Here is an 18,625-nt window from a genome sequence, read left to right as displayed (position 1 = left end):
TGTTCAAATTTCCTGGCTCATACAACGGTTTTGTTAACGAGAAACAAAGCCCTCTTGCATCACTGCGCGACATTCTGTCACAGTGAGGCGAATCCAGAGGGCGATCCACCGGGGAATTTTGGTGGCCTTTTGTCATATGCGAAGAAAGCGCCACTTCATCCCCATCATCTGATTTTGAAGAGCTTGACAGGTCCAGTGTTGGACAGGCCTATTTATGACAGGCCTATTTATAAGGGCGAGATCAGACGACCCCTCAATCCCTGGGTGCGCTTCATAGCTATCTGGTGGAATGGGTTTGCAGAAACTGACGCTGTTCCAACGGATGAACAGTGTTGCGTCATGACCAAAAAAATCTTGGGAGAGATCAAAATATGAAACATTCCAAACTAAGCATTGGTGCTTTTGTAACCGCAGCCTTTTTGGCGCCGGCCGCGCAGGCGCAGGAATACATCACGATCGGGACCGGTGGCGTTACTGGCGTCTACTATCCAGCCGGTGGTGCGATCTGCCGTCTGGTGAACAAGAGCCGCAAAGAGCATGGTTTCAAATGCGCGGTCGAATCCACGGGTGGCTCTGTCTACAACATCAACACCATCCGCGAAGGTGAATTGCAGTTCGGCGTCGCGCAGTCTGACTGGCAGCACCACGCCTATCATGGCACCTCTAAATTCTCTGAAAAGGGCCCATACGAAGGGCTGCGCGCCGTATTTTCGGTTCACCCTGAACCCTTTACCGTTGTGGCGCGCGCAGATGCAGGCATCGCAAACTTTGATGACCTGAAGGGTAAGCGCGTCAATATCGGCAATCCAGGGTCCGGTCAGCGCGGCACCATGGAAGTGCTGATGGGCGCCAAAGGCTGGGGCATGGAAGATTTTGCTCTGGCAACCGAGCTGAAAGCCGCCGAACAGTCTGCTGCTTTGTGTGACAACCAGATCGATGCGATGATCTACACTGTTGGCCACCCATCGGGATCTATTCAAGAAGCCACCACGGCCTGTGACTCGGTTCTGGTGACTGTTGATGGCGACGCCGTGACCAAACTTGTTGACGACAATGCCTTTTATCGGACGGCAACCATTCCCGGCGGTATGTATCGCGGCTCTGATGCGGATACCCAAACCTTTGGTGTTTGCGCCACGTTTGTATCCTCAACGGATGTTCCCGAAGAGGCGGTCTATGCGGTTGTCAAATCGGTGTTTGAAAACTTTGACGCCTTCCGCAAGCTGCACCCTGCCTTTGCACATCTGAAGCCTGAAGAGATGATTGCCGACGGCCTCTCTGCACCGCTGCATGATGGCGCGGCCAAGTACTACCGCGAAAAAGGTTGGATTGAGTAAAACCTAAAACAACAAAGGGTGGGGCGCGATTTCGTGCCCCACTGCGTTTGCCGCCCCACTCCAGTTGCCAAAGGGTTGGCCCCAAAAACAAAAATAGACAGAGACGGTCCGCAACAGAGGCTATCCTCTTTTAACGACGGAGCCGATCTGTAAGGGAGATTATCCATGACATCCGATGTTCAGGGAAATCGACCGCTAAGCGAAGATGAACTGCAGGAACTGGTTGCTTCCTCCGACGCGGGTGCGCGTAACCCGGTTGGAGCTGTTGGGCTTTCCCTCGCTATCATCGCTGTAAGCTGGTCGGTTTTCCAAGTCATTCTCGCCTCACCCCTTGCAAACTATCTTTTGCCCGGTGCGGTCAATAACAACTCACGTTTGATCCATCTCGCCTTTGCGCTGATGCTGGGCTTTATGGCCTATCCGGCGATGAGCCGCGAAAGCCGCAATCTGGTGTCTTTTGCGCTGGGGCATTTCGGCACAGTCCTTGGCCTGGGCGCCTTTACGGTGGCGCTGATGGTGACGCTGTCGCCTGAGATCTCCATGAATGTGGCTGTCGTGGTTGGCGCGCTCATAGCGCTGGCGCTGGTGGCGCCTACTTTTTTGAATGGGACAGGCGTTGCTACGCCGTTTGAGCGGATCGTGAGCGCGGTTGGCGTCTTCATTGCCATCCTTTTGCTGTCTTACAGTGGTTTTGCACTGCTGGGGCAGTATCTATTTGGCAGCTGGAGCACCGGCTTACAGATGGTGGTGCTGGCGCTTGGTCTGGTGACGGCTTTGCTGTTCGTTCTCGGCTATGTACGCCAGTTGTCTACGCCCGAGCGTCATTTTGTGCCGGTGCAGGACTGGGCTTTGGCGGCCGCAGGGGTATTTGTCTCGGTCTATGGTTTCCTGAACTACCAAAAGATCGTCGACAGCGGTGGTCTTGCCGATGACATCGACAAATTCTACGCGCTGGCCGGCCTGCTGATCCTGTTCGAGGCAGCCCGTCGCGCGCTTGGGCCTGCCATGGCGATTATCGCCACGATCTTTCTCGCCTATGTGTTTTTTGGCGCCTCTGATGTGGTGCCTGAAGTCATCCGCTGGAAAGGCGCCAGCCTGAAAAAAGCCATGAGCCATATGTGGATCACCTCTGAGGGGGTCTTTGGTATCGCTCTTGGGGTTTCGACCAAATTTGTGTTTCTTTTCGTACTCTTCGGCGCCCTTCTTGATAAGGCCGGATCTGGCAACTACTTTATCAAAATGGCCTTTGGTGCCCTTGGTCACCTGCGTGGTGGCCCGGCCAAAGCGGCAGTTGTTGGCTCTGCTGCGACGGGTCTGATTTCTGGATCCTCCATTGCCAATGTGGTCACCACCGGCACCTTTACCATTCCGCTGATGAAGCGGGTTGGCTTTTCATCGGAACAGGCCGGCGCCGTTGAGGTTGCCAGCTCGGTCAACGGGCAGATCATGCCACCGGTGATGGGGGCTGCGGCCTTTTTGATGGTGGCATACGTTGGTATTTCCTACGTCGAGGTGATCACCCACGCGCTGCTTCCGGCGGCCATCTCTTATGTTGCCTTGGTCTACATTGTGCACCTCGAGGCGGTGAAGCGGAACATGCCGACCCTTGGCAATCGTGAAGTCCACATGGCGCGCACCATTGTTGGTATGGCCAGTTTCTTTGCGGTTTTTGCAGGCCTTTGCTATGGCACGCAGTTTCCGGTGGACGCCGCCTCTCGCTGGGCTCCCAGCGTCGCCGGGCTTTTGCTGTTTGGCGCCATTTTTGTCATCTATGTCGCCTTGATTTCCCTTGCGGCCAAAACTCCGGATCTTGAACCGGATGACCCCAATGCCGAAGAGATCGAGCTTCCGGATGTCGCCAAGATCTACAAGGCCGGTCTGCACTATATGCTGCCGATTGTGGTCCTGGTCTACTTCCTGATGATCGAGAAAAAGTCACCGGGTCTCTCGGCCTTTTGGGCAGCAGCGCTGCTCTTCATCATCCTGCTGACGCAGAAGCCGCTAAAGGCGATTTTTCGCGGCCAGAGCAATCTGTTGGAGACCTTTGCTGAAGGTGCCAGCGATCTGTGGCATGGCATGATTGACGGCTCGCGCAACATGATTGGTATCGCGCTTGCAACCGCCACCGCCGGCGTGATTGTCGGCACGGTCACCCTGACAGGTGTCGGGCAGGTGATGGCGGATCTGGTAGAGACCATGGCCTATGGGTTGACCTATCTTAGCGCGCTTGCGGTGCATGTCATCAGCCCGCTGACCGATCTGCTTGGTATTACCAGCTTTGAAGGCACTGTGGCCGAGCGTGCCGCGGACATGACAGGCACCATTCTGGTCTTTGTGCTGATCTGCGTTGGTCTGTTGTCGCTGGTTCTTGGCATGGGCCTGCCCACCACAGCCAACTACATTGTTGTCAGCTCGCTGATGGCCGGGGTGGTTGTCGAACTGGGCGCCCAATCGGGTCTGATTGTGCCTTTGATCGCGGTGCATCTGTTTGTGTTTTACTTTGGCATCATGGCCGATGTGACACCGCCTGTTGGACTTGCCAGCTTTGCAGCGGCCGCTGTCTCGGGAGGCGATGCCATTCGCACCGGCTTTGTCGCGTTCTTTTACTCACTCAGAACAGTGGCTTTGCCCTTTGTCTTTATCTTCAACACAGATCTGTTGTTGATAGACCTTGGGTGGGGTGTCGAAAAACAGGGCATTTGGCTTTACATAAACCCTGCGATTTTGCATGGGCTTGTCGTATTTGTTTCTGCGACCATAGCGATCCTTGTCTTTACGGCTGGCACCATGGGCTATTTCGTCACCCGCAGTCGTATGTACGAAAGTGTCTTGTTGATCGTGGTGGCCTTTATGCTGTTCCGGCCTGATTTTGTCATGAACCGGATCATGCCACCCTACAATCCCGTAGCGCCAATCGAATTGGTGCAGGCACTGGATGCGGCAGGTACGGGGCAGCAGTTACGCCTCACCATTGAGGGGCCGGATTTCGACACCTCTCAAATCATCTCGACAACCTTTGTTGTTGAGGCCGCTGAGGGCCTGGATGGGGCGGCGCGTGCAGAGCAGGCCGGCCTGGTCCTGCTGCCTGAGGGCGCACAGATGAATCTGGACGCCCCCGGGTTTGGTACAGCTGCCGAACAGGATTTGGGTAACTTTGACTTCTACGGGGATAGTCCTGTTTTTGTTAAAACAATTCTTGCGCCTGCGGATCAGATGCCAAAAGAGCTGGTCTTTATTCCGGCCCTTATATTGCTGGCCTTGATCGCTCTGATGCAACGAAGCCGTGCCCGCAAAGAAGCCCGCAAAGAAGAAGGAGTACCGGCATGATAAAATCTGTTCTCTGTGCGCTTGATCTCAGTGATCTGGCAACCGACAAAAAAGTGCTGCAACAGGCGGCACGGCTTGCCAGTCTCGATGGGGCCCAGCTTGATGTGCTCAATGTCCTGCCGGATTTTGGCGAGAGCTGGGTTTCGGGCTTCTTTGAGCGCCATCATCATGAGAAGGCGATAGAAGAGACCTCTGAGAGGCTCAATAAGTTTTGTGTTGAGGTTCTGGGCCCTGAGCGAAACGCAGACATTCGTCATGTCGTGGCCACGGGCACGGCCTATCAGGAGATCCTGGCCGTGGCCAAAACTGCGGGCAGTGATCTCATTGTGATTGGTGCGCATACGCCCGATTTAAAGGACTATCTGCTGGGCCCTAACGCGGCGCGCGTAATTCGGCATTCGGATTGTTCGGTGTTTGTTGTGCGGTGATTTGCACCCAGATAACGACTTGGAAAGGGGCGCCATTTGGCGTCCCTTTTTATTGATAGCCGGTCCTTATTCATAACCTGTCATCTCAAGGTAGCCCGTGCCGGTATGGCTGCCGCTTACCGTGACGGGACCTTCCCAATAGGAGAACGAAACATCCATCCAGCTTTGCGGGTTAAGTGCCTCGACAATAACTGAAACTTCTTTTTCTGGCAGCTGAACCTCCCATTTGACCGGGATCTTACGTTCTGCGACATCCACCTGCGCCAGTGGCAGGGCCTGAAAGGCACCGGGCGGCAGCGCCGTTACCTCCCCGGAGGCGGAAATCCAGGTGCCAGAGCGGAAATCCGCAACGCCGTTTTCGCCCCGCAAGACAAAGCCCATCAGTTTATCGCCACTGTCAAACCGCAACGAAAACCAATCCCATCCGGTTTGATCCTGCGACAGCGGCTGGCTCGACCATTCGCGACCCAGCCAGCCATTGCCACTGACAGCTACCGGCCCAGAGGGCAGGGTGATTGTGCCCCGGATACGGTAGTTGGGCTGCGAGTAGTAATAGCTGGCCTGACCCGCCGCAGATTTCACCGAATACCACGCATCGCCTTGCAAAACCAATGGCTGGGTCGTGTCGGCCGACAGCTGGTAGGAAAAATCACGCCCACGGGCCGAAACATCCAGGTGCGACAGATCAGAGGCGCCGGTCATCTCCCAGTCATCAATCCAGGCCTGAAACGGTTCTGTTGCGCCCCCGGCGTGGCCGATACCACCGCGTGCGAGACGTTCCGCCGAAAAATGCTGCGCAGCACTGGTCAACCCTGCGTGCCCCATCCAGATCTGCGGGCTTTGCCACCCTTCGGCCTCACCGGGGGCAAGGGCGGTTCTGAACAGCGTCCATTGCACCCCATAGGGCGTGCCGTGCGCGTCTTTAAGGTTGGCGGTTAAGTACCACCACTCAATGCGAAAATCAGGGTGGGATCCGTGGTCTTGCGGGAATTGCAATGACACTCCCGCGCGCGGCTCTGCAAAGCCTTCGGCCTGAGTTCCCAACCCAGCAAAACCCTGGGCAAAGACAGGATGCGGTAGCACCACAAACAGACCCACAAGCATATGGCTAACGTTCACTGGAAAACACCTTCAACAACTCATTTGGCTGCAGGCGAAACAGTCGCCAGGCCGGAATGAGGGCGGCAAACAGGGCTGCCAAAAGGGCGAGCCCGATGAGACGCAGCCAGTCGAGCGGAAACAGATAGACCGGAAGGCGCCAGCCAAAGGCCTCAGTATTGATCACCACCAACAGAGCCCAGGACAGCACGAGGCCAAGTGGCAACGCGATCAGGGCCGTGAGACCGGCCATCAGCAGGCTGCGCAGGATGTCGATTTGCGCCAGTGTTTTGCGGCTCACGCCCATAGCCCAGATGGGGCCCAGCTGCGGCAATCGTTGGTTCCAAAGGGTAATCAGGCTGGTGAAGATTGCAAACCCTGCCACCCCGAGGGTCAGAAGTTTCAGCGTATCAGTGACCAGGAATGTCTGGTCAAAAATGGCCATTGACCTTTGCTTTACGACAGCTTGCTCCACAAGGTTTTCTCGTTTTAAGTCAAAGCGTTTGTGCAGTGTTTTGATAAGGTCTGGCACCGCCTCACTGGGGAGGTGCAGGCCAAAACGCAGGTTTGCAACATTGGGGGCCCGCTGCAGCAACACCGCAAGTGACACGATGGCCTGCCCATGCGGATTGCCATAGTCGGAATAGACCCCAACAATCTCGGTGGGCCAGCCTTGTGGCAGTGTGACATGGTTGCCCATATCCAATCCCTCACGCCGCGCGAACTGCTCACTGATGAGGATGCCACTGCCATTTGCAACCAGATCCCAGGCCTTGGCCCGTGCCGTGAGCATTGGCCAGTTTTGCCGATAGGTTAGATCATCCCGCACCCCGTAGATTTTGAGCTGGCCGGTCTCTCGCTGCAGATCATAGGACCGGATCGGCAGGACGCGCACTTCCTGCGTCTCTAGCCAGCTTTGCAGGGCCGCGCCTTGGGCGTCATCGCGCGCCGTGACGTAGAGCTCGGCAGAAAGACGTTGATCCATCCATTCGGTAAAGGTGAGCCTGAAGCTGGAAACCATTGTCCCGACGCCAATATTTGCCGCAAGCGCCAGCATGAGCGCCATCAAGGCCAGCGACATGCCCGGAAGCTGCGCCCGCGCATCCGCCCAGAGCCAATGGATCAGCGGGTGGCGGGACATGCCTTGCCCCAGGCGCAGAAAATGCGACAGACAATAGGGCAAGGTCAGCGCCACGCCCAGCATTATGCCGCCTAAAAAGAGGAACCCTCCCATGAGGCCGCCCTGCAGCAAAAGCGCCAGGACCCCGCCCGCAATCAGCCCGGCTCCCGCAAAAGCCCAGCTCGCAAAACTCTGGACGACCTGCTGACCTCTGGCCCGGGTAGACGGCGCTTGCAGAATTGGCAGTCTCCATAAGCTATGGAAGGACTGCGCGCTTGCAACGCCAGCGCCCAATAGGGTCATCGCCAGCCCCGAGAGGGCCCATTGCGGCTGCAGCGACAGGCTTTGGGAGACTTGTGCTCCGTAAAGGCCGGACAGGGTGGCGGCGACATCCGGTAACAGGGCTGCGGCCAGAAAATAGCCAACAGTCAATCCGATGCAGGCTGACAGGACTGCTATGATTGTCACCTCCGCCATCAGGAGGCCAGCCAAGGTGGCCAAGGGCACGCCAAGGCAGCGCAGGGTGCGAAACAGGCTACGGCGCTGTTCCATTGCGAGGCCAATCGTGCCCTGAACGATGAAAAGCCCAACCGCAAAAGACAAAAACCCAAACGCCGTCAGGTTAAGGTGAAAGCTCTCGGTCAGGTTGCCGGGGTCTGCCGGGGTGGTCGTGTTGCGATCCAGCTGTATATGCCCGGGCAGGGTTTCCAGCGCAGCGGTGCTGGGGGCTACGCCTGACAGCAGGACAAGTCGCGTGAGCGTATCGGGCCTCTCAAGCAGGCGGCTGATGACCGAGATGTCGCCAACAGCAACGCCAATAGGCAGCGTTTTTGAGCGGCGAAGCACCAATGTGGGGGCCGCATCAACGAGGCTGGCGGCCGTTTCCGGATGCATGATCAGCCCGCCGGAGATCCCAGCATGTCACTAAGCAAGGAGGCATCCGGACTGGAGGGATTTGCCTGCGCGAGACCTGGAATATGGGGTGCCGTCAGAAAATCAATCCCAATAAGATCAATGTTATGCGACCCAAAACTGAGTTCCCCCTCCAGCACCGGTGACAGCTGCCATCCGGCGCGTTTGAGGGCAACATAGTCTGCAACGCGCAGGTCAGTTGCCGTTGAAATCAGGCTGGGCTGATCCGCCTGCTGTAAAAACACCTCTGCCTTGGCATAGCTGGTGCGGGCCTGGGCATTGATGGCCTGCACTGCGGACCACAGAGCGGTTGCCAGGGCCAGCCCGGTGATGAGGGCGGCCAATTGAAACAGATGATGCCGCCAATAGGACAATAGCGCAAAAAGAGCAGCCCGTTTCACGACAGGTTTCCGCCGCTCAGATGAAGCCTGCGGTCGAGACAGGACGCCAGAGGTTCCGAATGGGTGACGAGAAACAATGCACACTGTGTTTCCCTGACCAGGTCGAGCATGAGCGACAAAACGGCCTCGCCAGTTTCTTCATCCAGACTGCCTGTGGGCTCATCAGCCAGCAGCAGTTTTGGTCGCACGGCGAGTGCACGTGCAATGGCGACCCTCTGCTGCGGGCCACCCGAAAGCTGTTCGGGGAAGCGATTGAGCAGGTCGTTCAGGCCAAGACGAGAAGCGAGATAGGCCTCCCATTCGGCATCGTGACGCTCTGCCAGTTTGGCTTGCAGCGAAATATTGGACGTGACATTCAGTGAGGGAACGATGTTAAACTGCTGAAATACAATAGAAACCTTTGATCGACGCAGGGCCGCACACCTGGCTTCATTCAGACCGCTAAGTGCCGCGCCATCCAGGTGGATTTCACCGCTGTCAAACTCATCCAAAGCGCCAACAAGATGCAACAGGGTGCTCTTGCCGGAGCCGCTCTCTCCTGTGAGAGCAAGCGTTTTTCCGGCACTGAGACTGAGGGAAACCCGGTCGAGAATAGGTTTCTCAAGATCACTGCCCGGGATCGTCTTGGTGACCTCTGTGACTTCTAGAACCATTTTGGCCCTCAATTTTAACGGTGTGCCGCGCGAAACGCACCGCACTCAGCCCGGTGTCAGTCAATACCGCTGAGAGCAGAGTGTCCAGACCACGGCGCGGTTTGAAGCCTGTTTGGTGCCGGTTTGCTGCCTGTTTAGCGCCTGTTGGGTGCCAGTTTGGTGCCGGGGGGATTAGCCGTAAAAGCAGCTATAGAATGGGGGCAAAAAGACGGGCAATCGGCGACAGAAGGCGGATTTTCCAGTTTTGCGCGTCCAGAAGCTTCGTCTCTTCTACAGAATTTGCAAAATCCTGCTCCAGAACGCTTTTTAGCTGCTGCGCCATCACGGGGTCGAACATCACCGCCATGGTTTCAAAATTTAGCCGAAAGGAGCGATTGTCCAGGTTTGTTGTCCCTACGCCTGCAACCGCATCGTCTATCAGAAACACCTTTTGGTGCATAAAGCCCTCAGAGTAGCGATAGATGCGGACGCCGGCTTTGCGCAGGTCATCAAAATAGGAAAACGCGGCGAGCCACGGCAGGTAGTGATCTATACTATTGGACAAAAGTATCCGCACATCAACGCCCCGCAGGGCTGCATGTTTGAGGGCCGCAACAACATCCAGATCCGGAACAAAATAGGGGGAGGCAACCCACAACCTTTCCTTACTCGCTGTAATTGCTGAAAAATATAACATTGAACCATTTGCGGTTTGATCGCCAGGCCCGGTTGCCGCGATCAACACAGATTGGTTCGCCACGGCTGGAGAGGGCGTCCAGTTCAACAGCTCCCAGATCGGCTCTTCCGTTTGCCATTGCCAGTCTTCAGCAAAGGAAAGTTGCAATTGTTGCACAGACGGCCCCTGCAGCCGCAGGTGGGTGTCGCGCCAAGGGCCGAATTTGGGGTCCAGCCCAAGGTATTCATCGCCAATATTCAGACCACCGGTAAATCCGACATGCCCGTCGACAACCAGTGTCTTGCGATGATTGCGAAAATTGATGTGAAACCTGTACTTTGGACCACGGCTGGTTTTCGGGTCCACCAGATTTATCCCGGCGGCCTCAAGGGCGGCAAGGTAGGTCTTGGGCAATCCGTGACTGCCGATCGCATCGTTCATGAACCATATGGTCACACCACGCCGCGCAGCCTGGATAAGGTGCTCTTGCAGCCGCGTACCCAAATGATCGCTACGGACAATATAGAACTGAAAAAGTATATATTCAGACGCATTATCAATGGCTTCAAGGACGGCATCAAAGGTGTCTGGTCCATCAATCAACAGGGTGCAATGGTTGCCGCGACACAAAGACAGTCCCGAGATAGCCTCAAAAGGGGCGGGATTAATCCGCTGCTGCGCGCGATCACGGCTCTCTTGCATATCGGTTTGCGCGCCAATGAGCGAGAAAAGATCAACCCGGGCGCGGTGGTAGCCTTTAAAGCGGAACTGGCCGAAAATCAGATAGGCGGGCAGGGCGATCAAAGGCACGGAGAGCAAAAACACGACCCAGCCAATGGCCCCTTGCGGCGTGCGCGCAGTGCGGGCGGCATTCAGCGCTGAGACGGCCGCAGCCGTCCACATTGAGACAACAGCAATAGAACTGATCACGACCCAAAACATTCGCTCTCCCGCACGAGTTGTTGCCTCAGCTCCAGTCTGAGCAGCAGCGCCGGTCGCTGTAAAGAATATAGGTGTCCCTGACGCGAGAAAACGGTCAATACTGGCGCGTAAGACCCCGAACCCCTTATTGCCCTTGGTCTTTCAGTGGATTGGGAGAGTGGCAATCCGTTCAAGCTGTGGAAATGTAACCAAATGAATTACCGAAAATTTCCGCAGGTCCTGGTGAAGTCCCTCTGGCTTGCTCTCAAGCGGTTTAACGACAAAAACGGCTGGGTCATGAGCAGCCATATCGCGATGTCGATGATGTTGGCGCTGTTCCCGTTTGTGCTTTTTACGGTCGCGCTGTCAGGCGCCGTTGCCAATGTTTTTTCCAGCGATGTTGCTTTGGAGGATCTGGTCGATCTGGTGTTTGGCTCCTGGCCCGAGGCGGTGTCGACCCCCATAGTTACCGAGCTTTACGCAGTGTTGGAGACCTCCAGCACCGGACTTGCCACGTTTGGCGGGCTGCTTGCGCTCTATTTTGCCTCCAATGGGGTAAATGCGGTGCGCGTGGCGATGGTTCAGGCCTATCATGATACGGATACGCGGCCCTTTTGGCTGTCCCGGGTGATTTGTTTTGGCCTGGTGATCCTCGGCGGGATTGGCATTCTTCTGGTAGCGACTTTTGAGGTTATCTTGCCGCTCTATCTGCGCTATCTGGCTGGTTTTTTTCCGGAAATGCCTGTCTTGCTCAGCTTGCCTTTGGGCATCAATACGCTCCTGGCGGCGCTTTTGCCTTTGGTGGCGGTGCTGATCTGCCATTTGCTGCTGCCAGGACGCATTCACCGGGTGCGCACGATCTTGCCGGGAACGCTGCTGACTGTAGCACTTTGGTGGGCCGCTGGGAATGGGTTTGCCTATTATGTGGGCTCGATCGCGCAGTATTCTGCGACCTATGCCGGGCTTGCCGGCGCAATGGCTGCGATGATTTTCCTCTATGTCAATGCCGCGATTCTCATCTTGGGCGCCGAGTTCAATGGTGTGCTGATCGATCTTAAGAGGCCAGTTTGATCTTATGAGGCCAGTTTGATAAAAAAAAGCCTGTTCGCGACAGGGGGGCTTGATGCTGGCGGGGTGTTTTCACCTGTCCTCTGTCAAATAACATGCCGCCCGTTTCCAATTTGGAAACAATAGGGCAGTTTTTGCCATATTTCAGCCATAACCGGGACCAATTCAAAGCCTAGCAATTGCGCAAAGGCAGAGCTGAAAGGCAGACCTGCCTGACAGGCAAACGCGATGGATAGACTGCAATGGTACCCAAAAGCAAAACACCACTGAAACCAAATGTACTGGACCTGATCTGGCAAAAAACAGGGTTTGGGGCCCGGATCTCGCGTCGCTCGCGTGTAACCCTGCAAAGCGAAGGCGAGGGCGAAGAGACCCTCAGGCTGCGCGATATGGCGACACAGTCCCTATGCGCCAGGCAAACAGCCTATGGTATCGCTTTGCAGTAGTCACTCCGCTATCGGCGAGCAGGACAAAGGGTCCAAATACCTGCGGCAAGACCTAAGACATTGCCGCAGAAGCTTTATTCAGGTTGTTTTATTCGGGCTGAGGATTGCCCTTAAAGCCCATCGCCACAACAAATTTTTCAGAGCTGTCAGAGCGCGAAGACGGTGGTTTTACATTGGCGACCTTGGTGAATTTGTTCTTCAACAGCTTTTGCAGCTCACCCTCGGCGCCACCGGCCAGAACCTTGGCGACAAAGGTGCCACCGTCTTCCAGCACGTCAAAGGCGAAATAGGCAGCTGCCTCGCAGAGGGCCATAATCTTCAGGTGGTCGGTCTGCTTATGGCCAGAGCTGGATGCGGCCATGTCTGACATGACAACATCCGCCTTGCCGCCCAACCATTCCTTTACCTTGTCGTCAGCCCCCTCATCCATAAAGTCGAGCTGGTGAAACTCGGCCCCCGCAATAGGTTCCATTTCCTGCAGGTCAACGCCGATAATCCGGCCCTGCGCCTTGCCCTGCTTTTCGCCCATGGCGTTGATCCGCTTGACCGCAACCTGGGCCCAGCCACCTGGGGCACAGCCCAGATCGACAATGCGCGCGCCTGGCACCAGAAAGCGGTATTTGTCATCCACTTCCATAATCTTATAGGCGGCGCGTCCACGATAGCCCTCTGCCTTTGCCCGTTTGACATAGGGGTCGTTCAACTGTCGCTGCAGCCACCGTGTGGAACTCAGGCGTCTTCCGCGCGCGGATTTCACCTTTACCTTCAGCTCGCGTTGGCCGCGGCCCGAGGTGTTCTTGCCGGTTGGGGTTTTACCAGTAGGCGTTTTTGCCATCATCATCACCGTTGTCGCCTGAACCTCCAGTCAGAGGGGCAGGGTGTAAATTTCATTTTGGCGCCTCAGAAGGGCCCGTCTTCCAGCACGCCATCAGCGCTCATCTGCGCATAAAGCAGCCCTTCACGCAGGCCACGGTCTGCAACAGACAGCCTATCAGTTGGCCAACACCGCAGCAGGGCCTGCAAAATTGCAGAGCCCGACATGATCAAAGCCTGCCGATCCTCACCAATGCGCGGGTCGCGCCGCCGACCCTGAGGGCCCAGCTCCAGATAGCCACGGATCACCTTGTCGATCTGGTCACTGGTCATGCGCAGCCCGTCCACCTTGGTGCGATCGTAGCGCTTTAACCCAAGATGCGAGGCGGCAACAGTGGTCACAGTACCTGAGGTGCCAACAATCTGAAAGCCGGCCCGGGTCTGCTCATCCTTATAGGGGGCAAAATCCGCAAGATGCTCTTCAAAGAACCAGCTCATCAGGGCAAAGCGGGCAGAATCGTCTTCCACGTCATTGAACTGATCACGCAGAGTCGCCACGCCCAAAGGCACGGATATCCAGTCCACCACCTTGGCCGAGGGAAAAGGGCTGCTTGCGGGGTGAAATCCGGCATGCAGCCGCATGATGGCGGCTGGGCGGTCACGTCCGGGTACCGACGACAGGTCGATCCAGACCAGTTCCGTTGAGCCGCCGCCAATGTCCACCACAAGCAATTGCTCGGTTTTGGTCGAGACCAGCGGGGCGCGGGAGATCACCGCGAGACGGGCTTCTTCCTCTGGCTGGATGATCTCGAGGGGCAGACCGGTTTCCCGTTTGACCTGGCGAATGAACTCGCGGGAATTCTTTGCCCGCCGACAGGCCTCTGTGGTCACCAGGCGCATCCGCTTCACCCGGTTGCGCTTTAGCTTTTGCTGACAGATCCGCAGCGCCTGAATGGTACGCGCCATCGACGAGCGGGACAGACGTCCGGTTCGTTCAAGCCCGGTCCCCAGTTGGACCGACTTGGAAAAGCTGTCGACCACATGAAAGCCGCTGCCCTTTGGCTGGGCAATCAGCATGCGGCAACTATTTGTGCCAAGATCCAGCGCGGCATAAAGCGCATCTGAATCCGGACGGGCTGGTACAGGGGTTTCAACCACCTTGGGAAACGCGCCCGCACCCTTGGAACGCCTGGGCGTCATGATTCACGCCCTCCGATTATCGTGTTGCCTATAGACTATGGAGGCCGGCCATGCGGCGCAAGGGCAACTGGTGCCCAGTAGACCCTAGATTTTGCTTGCAATCGCGGTTTCGGGGCAGGCGCACAGGCAGGGGTTGCGGCAAACTCATAAGCTTGATGAATATTTTGGGCGGCGTGGGCTGTGGTCAGGGCCGCCGCAGCTTTGTATTCACAGACGGGTCAAAACGTCGCTCAAAACCCAAGTGATGTCGAAAATCGGCGTACTCCGCAAAACGGGACGCACTAGAAACGAGAAGTATCAGACGTCTGAGGAGGACTGGCTATGGCGGATGTGACCATCGTGTATTGGCGCGATATTCCGGCGCAGGTTATTGTGGGAAAGGGTCGTCGTGGCTCGAAACGGCAGCTGGAAGAGCGCTTTGAGCAGGCCATCGACCGCGCGGCGATGAAGGTCAATGCCAAGGACAGCGATGCCTATCTGGCAGAGTGGCGCAAGGCAGCTCCCTACGCGCTGGACGGCGACGCGGGTGACATTGCCGAGGCCGAGGCCCAACGTCTGGAAGCGGAATACGATCAGGATCGCCTCAAGGCGCTGATTGCAAATGACGGATGGGCGTGAGCCTGACACCAGTATGGGAGGCCGTGATGGCTTTGTTGAACTTTAAAAAGCGTGAGGCGAAAACGCCGCAAACCGTCAATTCCCAGGTCGAGGCCTTGTTGCAGGGCTATTCGATCGAGGTAATGCCGCGCACGGCCGCCAAGGTGGAAAACTTTCGTGACCTTCTGCCCGCAGGCACCCGCGTCTATATCGCCCATATCGATGGCACCCCGATCGAGGAAATGGTCGCAACCGCGAAACGGCTGAACGCCGAGGGCTACCCGGTGATGCCGCATTTCCCGGCGCGTATCATTCAGGACGAGGCGATGCTTGCGGACTGGATCGCGCGCTATCAGGGCGAAGCGGATGTGACGCAGGCCCTGCTGTTGGCGGGGGGCGTCAACACACCTCACGGCGCGTTCCATTCCTCCATGCAGCTGTTGGAAACCGGCCTGTTTGACAAGGCGGGTTTTACCAATCTGCATGTGGCAGGCCACCCTGAGGGCAACAAAGATATCGACACGGACGGATCAAGCAAGAACGTCGACGAAGCCCTTCAGTGGAAACAAAAATTCTCTGAACGCACGGATGCAAAGATGGCGCTGGCGACCCAGTTTGCCTTTGAAGCCAAGCCGATTATTGCCTGGGCTGACAGCCTGAAAGAGGCAGGTGTCGATATTCCGATCCACATCGGTATTGCGGGGCCTGCCAAACTGCAAACCCTGATCAAATTCGCCATTGCCTGTGGCGTCGGCCCCTCGCTTAAAGTGCTGCAAAAACGCGCAATGGATGTCTCCAAGCTGCTGCTGCCTTACGAGCCGACAGATGTCTTGGCAGAGCTCGCCGCCCACAAGGCCGCAAACCCTGACTTTAACATTTCACATGTTCATTTCTTCCCGCTTGGCGGCATAAAAACCAATGCCAACTGGGCCATCAACAACGGCGGCGCATCCGCGCAGCCCGTCAACACCCAGGGATAAACAATGACCCGTACAGTACTAGAATCAAAAACAAAAACCGCTGTGATGGGCTTTGACGAGCCGTTTTGCGTTATCGGCGAACGTATCAACCCGACAGGGCGCAAAAAGTTGGCGGCCGAGCTGGAAGCCGGTGATTTTTCAACCGTAGAACGCGACGCGGTTGCGCAGGTTCTGGCTGGCGCCACGGTGCTCGATATCAACGCAGGCGTGGTCTACAACTCCAACCCCAACCCCAACGAGACCGAGCCGCCCCTGATGCGCAAGATCATTCAGATGGTGCAGGGGCTGGTGGATGTGCCGCTCTGTATCGACTCGTCTGTGCCAGGCGCGCTGGAAGCCGGGCTGGAGGTCTGTGAAGGCCGCCCCTTGCTGAATTCCGTCACCGGCGAAGAAGAGCGTCTGGAGCAGATCCTGCCGCTGGTCAAAAAGTACAACGTGCCTGTTGTGGCGATTTCCAATGACGACACAGGTATCTCCGAAGACCCGGATGGGCGCTTTGAGGTTGCCAAGAAAATCGTTCAGCGCGCTGCCGATTTTGGCATTCCGGCGCATGATATTGTGGTGGATCCGCTGGTGATGCCGGTTGGCGCCATGGGGACCGCAGGTCTGCAGGTTTTTGCCCTGGTGCGGCGTCTGCGTGAAGAACTGGGTGTAAACACCACCTGTGGCGCCTCCAACATCTCCTTTGGCCTGCCAAACCGGCATGGTATCAACAACGCCTTTTTGCCAATGGCAATGGGTGCCGGCATGACCTCGGCGATCATGAATCCGGTCGGCCTGCCGGTGACGCAAAAAGCCCTCGCCGCCAAGAAAGAAGAAGTTGCCGCCGCTGGCATTATCCTGCCCGAAGGCATGGATGACGAAACTTTTGTCACCCTGTTTGGTCTGGGCTCAATGCAGCCCCGCGCAGGTAAGGAAATGGAGGCCATTCGTGCCGCGAACTTCCTCACCAACAATGACCCGCACGGCGGCGAATGGATCAGGTTCAACAAACCCCCGCTCAAGGAGGGGCAAGAGGCACGTGGTCGTGGGGGCCGGAGCGGTGGCCGCCGCCGTCGCTCGTAAGACGCGCTGCAAAACTACCTGTAAAAGGTCGGGGAAACCCGGCCTTTTTTGGTGCTGTTGGCTCTTATTTAGTGCTGTTGGCCCCATTTTATTGATGTTGGCACTGGGGGTAAGAAGATGCAGAACCTGCGTATTTGCTGCTGTCCCTGCCAATCCTGTAAGGCAAAAGGCGACAATCACCCCTGATTTTTGTGACCAAAAAGAGCTAAGGAAGATTCTGGCGAAGAGACAGGGAATAGGCGATGCTTCCATAAATTGATTACTTTCAATACCTTGAGAATATCTCTTCCTCCGACATATCCGCAATTTGTCCTCCCAGTCGAGGGATTTGCCAAGCCGATGCAACCACAATGGGAGCGCGCAGAGGGCTGCCTGTCAGTATCCTTGCGGACATCTTGGAACACGCGAAGAAAACCATGAGCGACGACCTGTACTCAGGCGGTAGCTCGATGGAACAGAAGCGCAAGGCGGTCATGAAGTTGGACTGAAAAGCCTGCTACTGACGCTTGCGCCGGTGTTTGGATTGGGGCGAATACTGCTGAAAAAATCTTTCTTGATCGGTTGCCTATTCACTGATTCAATTCCCTCATTGATTGAGGGATTTCGCGATGATGGGGCCAAGGCAGGAAGCACAGACAGTGCTGTTTTATGAGTTCTCGCTGGAGGATCATATCCCGCAAGATCATCTGCGACGGTCAATAGATCGGTTCGTAGATCTGGATGATATCCGCCGGTAACTATCTGACTTCTATAGCCACACAGGTCGCCCGTCGATTGATCCTGAACTTTTGATCCACATGCTTGTTGTGGGTTACTGCTTCTGGACCTGGTCTGCGCGCCGCCTTTGTGAAGAGGTTCATCTGAATCTTGCCTAGCGTGGGTTCTGCCGCCTTGCTCTGTCCGACCCTGTGTCCAATCACTCGACATTTCCCAAGAACCGCCACGGTGGCTTTCGGGAGAGCAAACTACTGAGGCATCTGTTTGAGAAGACTGTCGCACGATGCATCACGGATGCCAAAATCGCCCTGGCCCATATCGACCAGATTGACGAAAGTGATATGAACCTGCTTTCCAGCATCGCCCACGACCATGACGCCATCGCGAAGCCGGGCTACGGTCGGATCATCATGGCCAAGCGGGGCGAGAGCTTGACAGCCTCCGGGCAGCCTATGCCCAGGGTTCCCCTTTACAAGGGGCAGGTTGCCGTTGGTCATATCGCAACAGCCTGCGCCAAAATGCAGGGTCCGCAGTGGCCACCTATCAGGATCTGGGCAAAGGCAAGCCACAGGAGTGCACCGCAGGCGCGGGGGCTCCGGTTCAGAGGCTCAAGAACCGGTTTTCCAAAAAGGAGACCGCACAGAAAGTCGAGGGCTCTGAATTGCTGCGCCTCAAGAGTGCTGGGCAGTCATTCTCTGTCAGCATGAAAGGCGCCCCCGATGCCAAGGCAGAGGCCGTGCTTCAGGCTATTGGTTTCCGATCCTACATTGACGGGGATTGGCTGATCACACGCGCCCTGCATACCCTGGATAGCGGCGGCTATCAGACCAAGATCAAGGCAGAGCCGTTGAAATGATGTAAGCGTCCGGCCTGCCTGCACTGACGCT

Annotated in this window: 17 protein-coding genes and 1 pseudogene; 10 read left to right on the top strand and 8 right to left on the bottom strand. The window is 56.4% G+C overall.

All coding sequences use genetic code 11. The features are described from left to right. Nucleotides 1-371 precede the first annotated feature (371 nt). The 3 genes from B4968_RS06430 to B4968_RS06420 all read left to right on the top strand — a co-directional run bounded on the left by B4968_RS06430 (nt 372) and on the right by B4968_RS06420 (nt 5,092). Nucleotides 372-1,337, top strand: a complete 966-nt coding sequence (locus B4968_RS06430; protein WP_083097590.1) for a TAXI family TRAP transporter solute-binding subunit — start codon at nt 372-374, stop codon at nt 1,335-1,337. A 165-nt stretch (nt 1,338-1,502) separates the two neighbouring features. Then, a complete protein-coding gene (locus B4968_RS06425) occupies nt 1,503-4,664 on the top strand; it encodes a TRAP transporter permease (RefSeq protein ID WP_241525603.1) in 3,162 nt (1,053 codons plus the stop codon). Next, nucleotides 4,661-5,092: a universal stress protein gene (locus B4968_RS06420; RefSeq protein ID WP_083097588.1), complete on the top strand. Its 432-nt coding sequence runs from the start codon at nt 4,661-4,663 to the stop codon at nt 5,090-5,092. Before B4968_RS06425 ends, B4968_RS06420 begins: the two co-directional genes overlap by 4 nt. 66 nt (nt 5,093-5,158) lie before the next feature. On the opposite strand, the gene B4968_RS06415 is transcribed toward B4968_RS06420, so the two are convergent. From B4968_RS06415 to cls, 5 genes are all read right to left on the bottom strand, one after another. Then, nucleotides 5,159-6,211, bottom strand: a complete 1,053-nt coding sequence (locus B4968_RS06415) for a lipocalin-like domain-containing protein (RefSeq protein WP_420916477.1) — start codon at nt 6,209-6,211, stop codon at nt 5,159-5,161. Further along, a complete protein-coding gene (locus tag B4968_RS06410) occupies nt 6,201-8,204 on the bottom strand; it encodes an ABC transporter permease (protein ID WP_338153224.1) in 2,004 nt (667 codons plus the stop codon). The genes B4968_RS06415 and B4968_RS06410 overlap by 11 nt, the downstream gene beginning before the upstream one ends. Nucleotides 8,205-8,206: 2 nt before the next feature. Further along, nucleotides 8,207-8,623, bottom strand: a complete 417-nt coding sequence (locus tag B4968_RS25635) for a hypothetical protein (protein ID WP_338153223.1) — start codon at nt 8,621-8,623, stop codon at nt 8,207-8,209. After that, nucleotides 8,620-9,276, bottom strand: coding sequence for an ABC transporter ATP-binding protein (locus B4968_RS06405; RefSeq protein ID WP_173907534.1), 657 nt, complete (start codon nt 9,274-9,276; stop codon nt 8,620-8,622). Before B4968_RS06405 ends, B4968_RS25635 begins: the two co-directional genes overlap by 4 nt. A 187-nt stretch (nt 9,277-9,463) precedes the next feature. Continuing rightward, nucleotides 9,464-10,873 (bottom strand): cardiolipin synthase, encoded by a 1,410-nt coding sequence (gene cls, locus B4968_RS06400; RefSeq protein ID WP_083097583.1) that lies wholly within the window; start codon nt 10,871-10,873, stop codon nt 9,464-9,466. Nucleotides 10,874-11,065: 192 nt separating this feature from the next. Between cls and B4968_RS06395 the strand changes: the two genes are divergently transcribed. Then, nucleotides 11,066-11,923, top strand: a complete 858-nt coding sequence (locus tag B4968_RS06395; RefSeq protein WP_083097581.1) for a YihY/virulence factor BrkB family protein — start codon at nt 11,066-11,068, stop codon at nt 11,921-11,923. 239 nt (nt 11,924-12,162) lie between these two features. Beyond that, on the top strand, nt 12,163-12,366 hold the full coding sequence (locus B4968_RS06390) for a hypothetical protein (protein WP_083097579.1): 204 nt from the start codon (nt 12,163-12,165) through the stop codon (nt 12,364-12,366). 88 nt (nt 12,367-12,454) lie between these two features. Here the strand turns inward: B4968_RS06390 and B4968_RS06385 are convergent, their stop codons facing one another. Beyond that, complete coding sequence (locus B4968_RS06385; RefSeq protein WP_083097644.1) at nt 12,455-13,201, bottom strand: RlmE family RNA methyltransferase; 747 nt, start codon at nt 13,199-13,201, stop codon at nt 12,455-12,457. A 65-nt stretch (nt 13,202-13,266) separates the two neighbouring features. Further along, entirely contained in the window at nt 13,267-14,379 is a 1,113-nt protein-coding gene (locus tag B4968_RS06380; protein WP_083097577.1) for a Ppx/GppA phosphatase family protein, read from the bottom strand. Nucleotides 14,380-14,700: 321 nt separating this feature from the next. Here B4968_RS06380 and B4968_RS06375 point away from each other — a divergent pair, with 321 nt between their 5' ends. The 4 genes and pseudogenes from B4968_RS06375 to B4968_RS06360 all read left to right on the top strand — a co-directional run. Further along, a complete protein-coding gene (locus tag B4968_RS06375; RefSeq protein WP_083097575.1) occupies nt 14,701-14,997 on the top strand; it encodes a virulence factor in 297 nt (98 codons plus the stop codon). A gap of 26 nt (nt 14,998-15,023) precedes the next feature. After that, nucleotides 15,024-15,956, top strand: a complete 933-nt coding sequence (locus tag B4968_RS06370; protein WP_083097642.1) for a methylenetetrahydrofolate reductase — start codon at nt 15,024-15,026, stop codon at nt 15,954-15,956. 3 nt (nt 15,957-15,959) lie between these two features. After that, nucleotides 15,960-17,021, top strand: a complete 1,062-nt coding sequence (locus B4968_RS06365) for a methyltetrahydrofolate cobalamin methyltransferase (protein ID WP_083097573.1) — start codon at nt 15,960-15,962, stop codon at nt 17,019-17,021. A 608-nt stretch (nt 17,022-17,629) separates the two neighbouring features. Further along, nucleotides 17,630-18,043, top strand: a pseudogene (locus B4968_RS06360) (transposase); the annotation flags it as partial. On the opposite strand, the gene B4968_RS23665 reads toward B4968_RS06360, so the two are convergent. Further along, nucleotides 17,987-18,235: a hypothetical protein gene (locus B4968_RS23665; RefSeq protein ID WP_162495046.1), complete on the bottom strand. Its 249-nt coding sequence runs from the start codon at nt 18,233-18,235 to the stop codon at nt 17,987-17,989. The pseudogene B4968_RS06360 and the gene B4968_RS23665 sit on opposite strands and share 57 nt — an antisense overlap. A 35-nt stretch (nt 18,236-18,270) precedes the next feature. Between B4968_RS23665 and B4968_RS24125 the strand changes: the two genes are divergently transcribed. After that, complete coding sequence (locus tag B4968_RS24125; RefSeq protein WP_241525607.1) at nt 18,271-18,594, top strand: hypothetical protein; 324 nt, start codon at nt 18,271-18,273, stop codon at nt 18,592-18,594. Nucleotides 18,595-18,625 lie beyond the last annotated feature (31 nt).

It is taken from the genome of Pseudophaeobacter leonis (genome assembly GCF_002087335.1).
Classification (GTDB): domain Bacteria; phylum Pseudomonadota; class Alphaproteobacteria; order Rhodobacterales; family Rhodobacteraceae; genus Pseudophaeobacter; species Pseudophaeobacter leonis.
This window is presented reverse-complemented; position numbering and strand designations above follow the sequence as displayed.

Bases quoted from the DNA above. Each gene is read 5' to 3' on its own strand.
- B4968_RS06430 (WP_083097590.1), top strand. From the start codon at position 372: ATGAAACATTCCAAACTAAGCATTGGTGCTTTTGTAACCGCAGCCTTT.
- B4968_RS06425 (WP_241525603.1), top strand. From the start codon at position 1,503: ATGACATCCGATGTTCAGGGAAATCGACCGCTAAGCGAAGATGAACTG.
- B4968_RS06420 (WP_083097588.1), top strand. From the start codon at position 4,661: ATGATAAAATCTGTTCTCTGTGCGCTTGATCTCAGTGATCTGGCAACC.
- B4968_RS06410 (WP_338153224.1), bottom strand. From the start codon at position 8,204: ATGCATCCGGAAACGGCCGCCAGCCTCGTTGATGCGGCCCCCACATTG.
- B4968_RS06405 (WP_173907534.1), bottom strand. From the start codon at position 9,276: ATGGTTCTAGAAGTCACAGAGGTCACCAAGACGATCCCGGGCAGTGAT.
- cls (WP_083097583.1), bottom strand. From the start codon at position 10,873: ATGTTTTGGGTCGTGATCAGTTCTATTGCTGTTGTCTCAATGTGGACG.
- B4968_RS06395 (WP_083097581.1), top strand. From the start codon at position 11,066: ATGAATTACCGAAAATTTCCGCAGGTCCTGGTGAAGTCCCTCTGGCTT.
- B4968_RS06390 (WP_083097579.1), top strand. From the start codon at position 12,163: ATGGTACCCAAAAGCAAAACACCACTGAAACCAAATGTACTGGACCTG.
- B4968_RS06385 (WP_083097644.1), bottom strand. From the start codon at position 13,201: ATGGCAAAAACGCCTACTGGTAAAACCCCAACCGGCAAGAACACCTCG.
- B4968_RS06380 (WP_083097577.1), bottom strand. From the start codon at position 14,379: ATGACGCCCAGGCGTTCCAAGGGTGCGGGCGCGTTTCCCAAGGTGGTT.
- B4968_RS06375 (WP_083097575.1), top strand. From the start codon at position 14,701: ATGGCGGATGTGACCATCGTGTATTGGCGCGATATTCCGGCGCAGGTT.
- B4968_RS06370 (WP_083097642.1), top strand. From the start codon at position 15,024: ATGGCTTTGTTGAACTTTAAAAAGCGTGAGGCGAAAACGCCGCAAACC.
- B4968_RS06365 (WP_083097573.1), top strand. From the start codon at position 15,960: ATGACCCGTACAGTACTAGAATCAAAAACAAAAACCGCTGTGATGGGC.
- B4968_RS23665 (WP_162495046.1), bottom strand. From the start codon at position 18,235: ATGACCAACGGCAACCTGCCCCTTGTAAAGGGGAACCCTGGGCATAGG.